This is a genomic window from Paenibacillus sp. 01T443 (assembly GCF_056398325.1).
This window is the reverse complement of sequence record NZ_JBFTPE010000003.1, coordinates 351,976-363,046: the sequence shown is the minus strand read 5'-3', so window position 1 is coordinate 363,046 and position 11,071 is coordinate 351,976. Positions and strand designations below refer to the sequence as shown.

Genomic DNA, 11,071 nt, shown 5'->3' with positions numbered 1-11,071 from the left:
CTAAAAAGGGACGAGTGCTTGTGTGCTCGTGGTTCCACCCTACTTCGACTGCCAGCCTCTGTGAATCAAGCTTTGCAGTCCTCGTATTATCTGGTAACGGAGATTTCCGGTACAGCATACTGCCGCGGCTTATCTCAATAAATGAGCGCTACGGGTTGGGCCATACAGCTTCAAAGGGGTATATCTGCAGACATTACGGAAGGAAATTACAGCCGAGTTTCCTCTCTCTGGACCAAATATCATAAGCAGACACATGTCTTTATCATTGCCGATTACAACGTATATGTGTGTCATTATAGCTCGACTTCCTCGTTTGGTCAAGGGTACTGCTCGTTTCCTCTACGGCTGAACGAGCTCATCGAGGCTGCTGCTGCAGGATGCGCATTGTACGCATACCGTTACCCTCTGATCAAAAATCGTTTCAATCGTGCGGATCACCTGCATGTCAGGCTGTCTCGTATGAATCGTAATATGCTTTGGCGATACAGCAATCAATGAGCTGATCACCATATCCTCGATATTCATTTCCGTCTCAAGCATTTCCGCTACGATTCGGTCTGATGGAGGATTGGGATCAAGCGGCTGAAAGCTATTATCGTAAAGCATAAAATCATGCCCGCCTTTATGCAGCAAATGAACCATCGGCAGCTTCGTGTCCTGAAGAAACACGAAATATTTTAACAGGGAAATAAACTCCTGGTATTGTTTATCGAGGACATATTCATCCAATGCGTATTCTACTACCTCAGCTAATTCCTTGCGGTAAGGCTCAAGCCGGAAGGAGGTAAATCCCTTCACGTTTAGCTCGGTGTTTTCTTGTAAAAAAAGCTCGACCTCGGCTGCAACCTTATTCTTGCGCCTCAATCGATCTGCATCTAAAAATCTTGTACCTAAGCCATCCCATTCTTTGCCGTGAAGCAAATCATGGCAATACTTTTCAATCGCGGCTGCATCGCCCGAATTATTGTTGCGATATTTCTTGCGAATAATAGCCGCAAGCATGTCAGGCTCCATTTCGCTTACAACAAATTCAGCAACAGCTAACGCTGCTGCATGATAAACAGCTTGAGCATGAACCTTTAGCTGAAAATGCGGTAGTATAGCCTGACACCGAACATCCTGTTCGGATATCTGCATAAACTCAATTACCGCAGGCTGCTCCGTTTTTGAGCCGATATGTAAATCGACGAGCGCTTGTTCCATCAATAATTCCATTAGTTTACTCACTGACTTCTGGAGACTTGCAGGCAACGATACCGTGAATAGCTCCATAAGCTCACCCCTTTCCTTCCTTATCAGTATATGGTGCCGCGTACGGGGATATACGATGAAGACATTGGAATGTAAGGGAAGCAAGATAATAAAAAAACGTTTGTATAATGCTCCGTCCGGTTAAGGAGGAACAATACACAAACGTTTAATCATTTATAATCGTCACCTGAAGCGAGCTTAGTTTTGCATTACAAAATCAAGATCGGCTTTATCCGTTTCATTATAAATTTTCAAAATATTATATTTTGTATCACGCTGGGCTGGAATTTTGCCAACCTCGCGAATGAGTTCAAGAATAAGTTCAATGTTGACTTTATGTGTCGTTCCCGCAGCCGAAACTACATTTTCCTCAATCATCGTGCTTCCGAAGTCATTGCAGCCATATGATAGCGATAGCTTACCCATCTCAGGCCCCATCGTCACCCATGACGATTGGAAATTCGGTATGTTATCGAGCATGATGCGGCTTGCCGCAACGATACGGAGATACTCTTCTGGCTTTGCTTTCTCAAGCTTCAGATTCGTATTGTCCGGCTGGAACGGCCAAGAAATAAACGCCAAGAATCCAGTGGAATCATATTTGTTCGCAATACATTCATCTTGAGCGTCACGGATGCGGAGCATATGCAGCGCACGCTCTTCAACCGTCTCGCCTAGTCCGTACACCATTGTAGCCGTTGTATTCATCCCATGGCGGTGAGCGGACTTCATAACATCCATCCAGTCCGTCCATGAGCCCTTCATCCGGCTTATCTTGCGGCGAGTACGGTCATCCAATATTTCAGCTCCGCCCCCCGGCAAAGAATCGAGACCTGCTTCATGCAGCTGCCTGATGACTTCATCCAGCGAAAGACCATCGGATACGACCTTCATCTTCTGAATTTCCGCAGGAGAGAAGGAGTGCATCGTAATATCCGGAAAATGCTGTTTGATTTTGCGGAGCAGGTCCAAATAATACGTAAACGGCAAATTCGGATTCGTACCGCCCTGCATTAGAATTTCCGTACCGCCAACATTGACGGTCTCTTGAATTTTGCTCAAAATCGTTTCATCCGGCAGGACATAACCTTCCTTGGAGCCCGGCGCGCGATAAAATGCGCAGAAACGGCAATAAACATCGCAAACGTTCGTGTAATTTACATTCCGGCCAACGACAAAAGTCGTAATTGGCTCTGGATGATGCCTCAGCATGATCTGATTGGCTACATGTCCCATTTTCTCAATCTGATCTGAAGCGAGCAGCTCCATGCCTTCTTCGAGCGCAATTCGCTCGCCGCGCAATGCTTTATCCAAAATATGGTCCAACGTTCCCATTCCGCAAGACCTCCTTATTCCCGTTCTTAGTAAATTCCCGTTCTTAGTAAACAATCGATCACTTTATCCTATCATAAATAGCTGGTTGAAGTCACATGCCATATGATGCTCTCTCGCCTTGAAATAAGGAAAAACACGGCGTGTTCGTAAGAACAACCGTGTTTTTCTTGCATTTCATCCCTTTTAGGCACGAAGCGCGTTATCTAAATCCTCGATAAGATCCTCAATATCCTCTAGCCCCACTGAATACCGTACCAAGCCGTCCGTAATGCCGCGGGCGTGACGAACTTCTTTAGGCATTGCCGCATGCGACATCATCGCCGGATAGGACAAGATGCTCTCCACTGCGCCCAGACTAACCGCTACAAGCGGGATTTGGACTTTATTCAGCATGGCTTTGGCACGTTCTCCGCTTCCTACGTCGAAGGAAACGACAGCCCCATATCCAAGTGATTGCTTCTCGTGAATGGCCCGGCCTGGATGGTTAGGAAGACCAGGATAATAAACAGCTGTTACTTCCTTATGCTCTGAGAGCCATTCAGCCAATCTGCGCGCGCTGCGCTCGCTATGCTCCATCCGAGTTTGCAGCGTCTTCATTCCCCGCATCAGCAGCCAAGACTCCTGTGCGCTAAGCACAGTGCCCATTCCGTTTTGAAGCTGCTTCAGACGCTTGCCTAGCGCTTCGTCGGCGGTTACCGCAAGACCGGCCAGCACATCACTGTGCCCGCTTAGAAATTTCGTTGCGCTGTGCAGCACAATGTCTACGCCAAGCTCAATCGGACGTTGATGGTACGGAGTCATAAATGTATTGTCGAGCATGGTAAGCAGCCCTTGCTCCTTCGCCCACGCAGTAGTCTCTACAATATTCGTGATTTTGAGCGTCGGGTTCGAAGGCGTCTCCATAAAGACCGCTTTCGTATTTGGCTTAAGCGCTGCTTTAACCGCTTCGAAATCGGTCATGTCAACAAATGTAGATTCAATGCCTAGCCGATCCAAAATCGATGTAAGCAAACGGTACGTTCCGCCGTATACATCCTCCGTTACAATAACATGCTCCCCTTGAGACAGCAGCAGGAACGTAGTTGAGATTGCAGCCATGCCTGAGGCAAAAGCGAAGCCGCGGGCTCCACCTTCAAGCAGCGCGATATAATCTTCGAGCGCTTGACGGGTAGGGTTGCCAGAGCGGCTGTAATCATATTGCGGCGGCTCGAAAATATCATGATGATGGAACGTTGAAGCTTGAAAGATCGGTACGCTCGAAGCGCCCGTCTGTTCATCAATCTCTGCGCCAAAATGAAGCAGCTTCGTGGCAAAACGCCGATCCTGAGGTTTCTTATTGTTCGTTTCATTGCTCATCGGTTATTGAACCTCCTCGATTTCACGTTTTGCTGCTTCCAGCGCCTGCGCAAGGTCAGCGATTAAATCATCCGCATGCTCAATTCCGACAGAGAAACGAAGCAGGCGGTCATCAACGCCAATGGCTTGACGGATTTCAAGCGGAATATCCGCATGCGTTTGTACGGCCGGGTAGGTCATTAAGGATTCTACGCCGCCGAGGCTCTCAGCAAAAGCAATAAGCTTGATATGACGGAGAATCGGTTCGATATAACGGGCATCCTTGAGTCGGAATGAGAAGATTCCCGTATTGCCCAATGATTGCTTATTCTGAATTTCATGGCCGGGATGATGCGGCAGAGCAGGGTAATAAACATCCTCGACAGCCGGATGCTCGAGCAAATAGTTCGAGATCGTTGTCGCATTGTGCTGATGACGCTCCATGCGGAGTGCCAGCGTCTTCATCCCTCTCATTAGCAGCCATGAATCCTGCGGTCCAAGCACCGCGCCGATCGAGTTATGAAGGAAGGCCATTTCATCGGAAAGCTCCTTGCCCTTAGTCACGATTAGGCCTGCAAGCACATCATTGTGGCCGCCCAAATATTTGGTCGCGCTGTGAATGATAATGTCAGCGCCAAGCTCGATTGGACGTTGGAAGAACGGCGTTAGCAGCGTATTGTCGACGATAGTGAGCAAGCCCTTCGACTTCGCCCATGCCGCTACACGTTCGATATCCGTAATCATCATGAGCGGGTTAGTCGGCGTTTCAATAAGCACCGCTTTGGTATTTGGCGTCCACAGCGTCGCCATTGCATCGATATCGTTCGTATCCACATAAGACGCAGTCACGCCGAATCTAGACATAATCCGCTCCAGCAGACGGTATGTACCGCCGTACAAATCAAGTGATACGATCAAATGGTCGCCTTGGCTGAACAATGCAAAAATCGTTTGCAAAGCGGCCATGCCGGAGCTGCAGGCAAAAGCCGCGTCGCCAGCCTCTAATTGCGCAGCTGCTTCTTCTAGTACTGCCCGAGTCGGACTTTTTGTTCGGGCATAATCGAATCCCGTGCTTTGTCCAAGCTTAGGATGACGAAATGCCGTTGCTTGATATACGGGAAAGCTTATTGCACCGGTGACAGGCTCTTTAATCGATCCAATCTGAGCTAAATGACTTTCAATTTTCATTGTAATGTAGCGCTCCTTTTTCTATTATTAAATGCCTCCACCCAAATCAAACGGTGTTTGCTGGTATACATAGTAGTTTAGCCAATTTGAAAATAACAGGTTTGCATGTGCGCGCCAAGTCGATCGCGGCAAATTTGCGGGATTATCTCCCGGGAAATAGTTTTTCGGCACATCTATGCTAAGCCCTTTGGCTTGATCACGGTCATATTCATACTTGAGTGAGGTCGGATCGTATTCGGAATGGCCTGTAACGAAAATTTGTTTGCCGTCTTTTGAAGCAACAATATACACGCCGGAATCATCCGATTCCGAAAGGATGTCTAAGTTATCGATCGACTCGATATCCTCTCTGCGAACCTCCGTATGACGCGACTGCGGAACAAAGAACATTTCATCAAAGCCTCGCAGCAAATTCACGTTGCGTTTCTCGATGGTATGCGGATAAACGCCGAACATTTTGCTGTCCAGGTTGTATTTTGGCACGTTGAAATGGTGGTAAAGTCCTGCCTGAGCCGCCCAACAAATATGGAATGTGGAAGTTACGCGCCTTACGCTCCAATCCATGATCTCCTTTAATTCCTCCCAGTAGTTCACATCCTCGAAAGGCATATGCTCAACCGGTGCGCCCGTAATGATGAGCCCGTCATAATATTCATGCGAGATCTCATCAAACGTTTTATAAAAGGATTCCAGATGCTCGGCTGATGTATTTTTCGAAGTATGCGTCCTCGGATGAAGCAGTACAACCTCCACCTGAAGCGGTGTATTACCGATGAGTCTCAGCAGCTGCGTTTCGGTTGTTTCCTTGGTAGGCATTAAGTTAAGGATAGCGATCCGGAGCGGCCTAATATCCTGATGGTAGGCGATGCTCTCATCCATAACGAAAATGTTCTCGTTGCTCAAAATTTCTTTTGCCGGTAAATTGTCTGGTACTTTAATAGGCATGGTTTTCACTCCTCATTAGGCAGTATGACCGCTTGAACATGAAAAAGACCCTTTCTGCTGTGAGAAAAGGTCGTATGCTCAGTAAATAAGCCATCCGCCTCTCTCATCTCTCAGAAACAATAATGTTTCCGCAAGAATTAGCACCGTGCGTTTTTCACGCCGGTTGCCGGGCTTCATCGGGCTAGTCCCTCCGCCTGCTCTTGATAAGAAAGTAGTCTATTCAATTTTCCGCGGTTACATTTCAACTTTACTTTAATGCATTCTGTTAATCGCGTCAAGAAGCTCCTTTGCATATCCTGAAGATATCCCTGAAAATCCGTTGTTTTTGTGCTTGAATGTAAAGCTGATGCGGGAGTATACTAGACAAGAATTATTTCTTTTATTCCATTAATAAAGGGGTGCAAACGGACATGGAAGGCGACAGACCGAAGCCTGAAAACTATCGAATACGGTTACTGCCGGCCAAGTCCAATTCAGCCGGCAGTTTCCTCTAACGAAAGAAAGGAGTAACTCCGGATGAAAATACGTCTCGTAAGCAATGGCATCTTTACGACCATAGATGATATTAATGAAACTTTAGTTCCCTCAAAAGAAGGTTTTTACTGGATTGACGCTGACGTGGAGGATCTAGCCGTTCTGCAGCCKCTGTTCAGCATGCATGACCTGGCCGTCGAGGACTGCCTCAGCGAAGAGGAGCAGCGTCCAAAAATCGAAATATACGAAAGCCATTATTTCATTGTTATAAACAGCATTCGATTCGATGATGAAGAAATTTTTCTAAGGGCGCTGAACATTTTCCTCGGCCGCCACTTTATTATTACCGTTACGAAACAGAAAATTAATGAGCTGCGTTCTTTAAAGCCTGTGCTGTGGGAGCAAGAAGTCAGCCGGCCCGATTATTTCTTGTACCATCTCGTCGACATTGTCGTCGATAACTATTTTCTTGTCGGCGATCGGATCGACAACCGAATCGAAGCGCTCGAAGAGGATATTCTAATGCACACCAAAAAATCGCATTTGAACGAAATTATTGGTTTGCGCGGTGAAATATTGTGGCTGAAGAAGGTGCTTGGCCCGCAGCGCGACGTCATCGCTACCCTTAATAAGAAAGACTTAAAGCTTATTGACGATCAGCTGCAAAAATATTTTAGCGATATATATGAGAATGCGCTCAAAATTGCAGAGTCCTTCGATACGTACCGCGATCTCATGGGTAACTTGCGCGAGGCCTATCAGTCCAGCGTATCGAACCGTGCCAATGAAATCATGCGCGTATTTACCGCGATTACGACGATATTCATGCCGCTCACCTTTATTACGGGAATATACGGGATGAACTTTGACTTTATCCCGGGTCTCCATCTTCGACTCGGTTCCTACATTTTACTTGGCATAATGCTGCTGCTCGGCATAAGCATGTTCTTCATATTCCGCAAGAAGGAATGGTTGTAAGGCGCCACAAACGGGTAGGTTCACAAGGACTGCAAGCGCTATGGTCATCATGCCCTAAGCGCCGCAGTCCTTTTTTGCTGTTGCAACTTGTATCCTTTATAATGAGAAAATACATATTTGAGAATATTGTACCTTTGAAAGGGGGATTGACGTGAACATTAGTCAGCTTGAAACACTCCTAACGATATCCAAAACGATGAGCTTCCGGAAAGCTGGCGAGCTGCTGAATCTGACTCAGCCTGCCGTATCGGCGCAAATCAAAAGTCTGGAGGATGAGTTCAAAACGATCCTCATCGATCGTAATCAGCCAGTCACTTTAACGGATCATGGACAAGTATTTCTAGAGCATGCCGAACAAATTCTTACGATTGTGGAAGAGCTTAAGCATAAGCTGTCCGATTTGAATTTAACGCCGCAGGGTCATATACTTCTTGGAACCACTTCCTCCATTGCCATACAAATTTTACCGCGCGTGCTATCTTATTTTCAAAATCAATTTCCGCTAATTAAAACAACGATACATTCCATGCCCTCATCCCAGGTTATGACCAGCGTCGAGAACGGCTCTGTCGATATCGGAATTACATACCTTACCGAAAAAAATCCGAACGTAACCTCCTCCGTTCTTTATTACGATACATTCGAGCTCGTCGTATCGCCATCTCATCCCATGAGCCGGCTTGTGCATACGACCTTTGATACACTCAAGGACATTCCGATGATCATGCTGGCTCCAGATACGCTTGGCCGCAAATTCATCGATCAAATATTCCGCAAATACGGCATACAACCAAATGTTGTCATGGAGGTCTCGAGCAGCGAAGAAGTAAAGCGCATGGTAGAAATCAATTTGGGCGCAGCAGTTGTTTCAAAGCTTTCCATTGCGAACGAGGTTCGATTGGGTACTCTAAAGATGATTAAAGTAAATGAGCTGGATATGAGCCATCCCGTCGGTGTCGTCTATAAATCCGGACGCTACATCAATACCGCAATGCAGCAATTTCTTAGCGACTTGAAGGGCATGCCCGAGCATCAATTTATAAGCAGCGAATAAACAGCATCCATTTCAGAAACCCGACAAGGAGAGAATACTAATGAAATTCGATTTACATACCCATCATGTGAGATGCGGCCATGCAGACGGAACTATCGAAGATTATATCCTTGCAGGCCTGGAAGCCGGGCTTCAAGTGATCGGCATTTCAGATCACTCCCCTTACTTCTTCCATAAGGAGGATCAGCCTTCACCGGGTATTGCGATGGCTAGAAGCGACTTCGCCAACTACGTGCAAGAGGTTCTTCGTTTAAAGGAGAAATACGCAGGTAAAATCGAGGTTTTGCTTGGCATGGAGTCCGATTTCTTCCCTCAGCATATAGAGAGCTACAAGGCTGCTTACGTAGGTGTACCCTTCGACTATTTGATCGGCTCCGTCCATCAAGTAGGCGAGGTGAGCATTTTCAACCGGAACCGCTGGAAAAACTTAAATGAAAAGCAGCATATCGAAGTGAAACGAAGCTATTATGATCTCATCAAGCAATCCGCGCAAAGCGGGATGTTCGATATTTTGGGCCATATCGACGCGATGAAGGGCTATTATCCCGCGTTCTCCGACATTCCGGCAAATGCTGAAATCGACGATACGCTCAAGACCATCGCTGAGTGCGGGGTTTCCATCGAAATCAATACATCCGGAAGCACCAAGTATGTCGGCGGCTGGTATCCGTCAGATGCAATCCTAGAGCGCGCGCTGCACTTTGGCGTGAACGTAACCTTCGGATCGGATGCCCACCTGCCAAGCAGAGTTGGCGATGAATGGGAGCTCGTGGAGCAGAGGTTGAAGGAGATCGGCTTTAAGCATTGGGTTTATTATCGCAAGCGCCAGCAGGTCATCGTACCGATATAAGCCTATAAATAGACAAAAAAGTGGACCTGCACGCTGCAGGTCCCAAAGGATATATTAAAAAAGGGGGTCTTGTTTATTATAATAGCCCTTTAATGTAATGAGACGATAACAGAACTATTTCATTTGTGTAACAAATTTGAGGGGTTGAACATCAATGTGGCTCATTACAGCCATCAGCAGCGCTGTTTTATTCGGACTAGCAGGCTGGTGGATGAAGGTATCACAAATGCGCGGCGGCTCATCCAAGACGCTTCTGCTCGGACTGTATGCCTCTGGAACACTTGGCTTTGGCGTACATGCTGCGCTTGAAGGAACATTCGATTGGCTTGCCGATCCGCAAATTTGGGTTGCCGGGATTATTATAGGTGCAGGTTCTGCTTGGGGCAATGCCTTGTTTATGAAAGCCTTGCATTTTGGGCCGGCCAGCTTAACCTCTCCGCTAACGAACATGAATATCATCTTAGTCATCGCGATGGCCACTTGGTGGTACAAAGAACCGTTAGGCGCTTCTGAGGCCATTGGAATATCACTGCTTCTGCTCGCGGTCATCTTCATTGCCCATAAACGGAAGGAACCTCTTACGATTACGGAGAAACGATGGTTTCTGCTCGTTGCAACCGCGATCGTCATGTTCGCGCTCCGGAATGGCGGCCTTAAGGTGACAGAGGAACTTGGGCTTCCCAGCGCTCCGATTTTATTTATTGCCTATGCCCTTTCACTTTTTTGGTTTCTTGTTCCTGCCAAAACTGCTTCATCCCGCAGCGCAGAACGAACTGGACTTTGGCTCGGCATCGTTGCCGGCCTTTTCTCGTACGGCGGCTTGCAGCTTTATGCGATCGCTCTTGCCACGGGGCAAGCCAATCTGGCTGCGCCTATCTTTGCAACAAACAGCCTTGTTGTAGCGGCAGGTGCCATTTTTTTTTACAAGGAGAAGCTTACGCTCGTGCAGTGGACAGCCTTTGCCTTTACCATACTCGGTTTAATCATTATCCGTTTATAATGAAAGGTGTCTGCCTTTCATTTTACGTCTAACTTTAGTATAGTAAATATATATTATTTAAATAACACCTATTCCCACTCAAATGAACTTACTTTTAGTTTGTTCATATGCTACAATAGTATTACAAAAAGCGGGGTGATACGGTTGGATTATTCGACAATGTGCCCAAAGTATGAAGCCGCAGCCGACATATTAGGTAAGAAGTGGACTGGCAGAATTATTCGGGTATTGCTTGGAGGACCTAAACGGTTCAAAGAGATTAAAGAACAAATTCCCGAGATGAGCGACAAAATGCTGACGGACCGGATGAAAGAACTGGAAACGATAACGATTATTAAACGTCAGGTATATCCTGAAATGCCCGTACGCATCGAGTACGAGCTAACCGGCAAAGGCCGTGAGCTGGAGCCAGTCATCGAGTCCATTCAAAAATGGGGCGAACAATGGATGTAAGCTAAGAAACCGCTATGGCGGTTTTTTTTATTTCTCCGTTTATTTTTATTCCCCTCCCAACGTAATTGACAAAGGATTCCCAATCCACTATCATTGATAATAATAATCAATATCATACAAGCGTAAACGGCTGTCGCCGTCCTCTGTGGCAAAAGCAGTCGTTTCGCGGAGATATATAAGCACATTTATATGTGAAAACATATAAATT

10 protein-coding genes and 1 riboswitch are annotated in these 11,071 nt (G+C 46.7%); of the genes, 5 read left to right on the top strand and 5 right to left on the bottom strand.

What is annotated here, in order from left to right:
- Positions 1-339: 339 nt before the first annotated feature.
- The 5 genes from AC1DLI_RS06075 to metA form a co-directional block, all read right to left on the bottom strand.
- Positions 340-1,272 (bottom strand): putative sporulation protein YtxC, encoded by a 933-nt coding sequence (locus AC1DLI_RS06075; protein ID WP_477600575.1) that lies wholly within the window; start codon positions 1,270-1,272, stop codon positions 340-342.
- 177 nt (positions 1,273-1,449) lie between these two features.
- Positions 1,450-2,586: a cyclic dehypoxanthinyl futalosine synthase gene (gene mqnC / locus AC1DLI_RS06070; RefSeq protein ID WP_309000254.1), complete on the bottom strand. Its 1,137-nt coding sequence runs from the start codon at positions 2,584-2,586 to the stop codon at positions 1,450-1,452.
- A gap of 183 nt (positions 2,587-2,769) precedes the next feature.
- A complete protein-coding gene (locus tag AC1DLI_RS06065) occupies positions 2,770-3,942 on the bottom strand; it encodes a trans-sulfuration enzyme family protein (protein ID WP_477600572.1) in 1,173 nt (390 codons plus the stop codon).
- A 3-nt stretch (positions 3,943-3,945) separates the two neighbouring features.
- Entirely contained in the window at positions 3,946-5,109 is a 1,164-nt protein-coding gene (locus AC1DLI_RS06060) for an aminotransferase class I/II-fold pyridoxal phosphate-dependent enzyme (protein ID WP_477600570.1), read from the bottom strand.
- Between the two features lie 27 nt (positions 5,110-5,136).
- Positions 5,137-6,054: a homoserine O-acetyltransferase MetA gene (gene metA / locus AC1DLI_RS06055; protein ID WP_477600568.1), complete on the bottom strand. Its 918-nt coding sequence runs from the start codon at positions 6,052-6,054 to the stop codon at positions 5,137-5,139.
- Between the two features lie 100 nt (positions 6,055-6,154).
- A riboswitch (SAM riboswitch) is annotated at positions 6,155-6,264 on the bottom strand.
- Positions 6,265-6,570: 306 nt separating this feature from the next.
- Between metA and corA the strand changes: the two genes are divergently transcribed.
- The 5 genes from corA to AC1DLI_RS06030 all read left to right on the top strand — a co-directional run bounded on the left by corA (position 6,571) and on the right by AC1DLI_RS06030 (position 10,863).
- Positions 6,571-7,506, top strand: a complete 936-nt coding sequence (corA, locus tag AC1DLI_RS06050; protein WP_139996439.1) for a magnesium/cobalt transporter CorA — start codon at positions 6,571-6,573, stop codon at positions 7,504-7,506.
- Between the two features lie 151 nt (positions 7,507-7,657).
- Positions 7,658-8,560 carry a LysR family transcriptional regulator gene (locus tag AC1DLI_RS06045; RefSeq protein ID WP_477600566.1) on the top strand — a complete coding sequence of 301 codons (903 nt, stop codon included), beginning with the start codon at positions 7,658-7,660 and terminating at the stop codon, positions 8,558-8,560.
- Between the two features lie 40 nt (positions 8,561-8,600).
- Positions 8,601-9,410: a histidinol-phosphatase gene (locus AC1DLI_RS06040; protein WP_477600564.1), complete on the top strand. Its 810-nt coding sequence runs from the start codon at positions 8,601-8,603 to the stop codon at positions 9,408-9,410.
- Positions 9,411-9,564: 154 nt separating this feature from the next.
- Positions 9,565-10,410 (top strand): EamA family transporter, encoded by an 846-nt coding sequence (locus AC1DLI_RS06035; protein ID WP_477600562.1) that lies wholly within the window; start codon positions 9,565-9,567, stop codon positions 10,408-10,410.
- 144 nt (positions 10,411-10,554) lie between these two features.
- Positions 10,555-10,863 carry a winged helix-turn-helix transcriptional regulator gene (locus AC1DLI_RS06030; protein WP_053371996.1) on the top strand — a complete coding sequence of 103 codons (309 nt, stop codon included), beginning with the start codon at positions 10,555-10,557 and terminating at the stop codon, positions 10,861-10,863.
- The last annotated feature ends 208 nt before the right edge of the window (positions 10,864-11,071 follow it).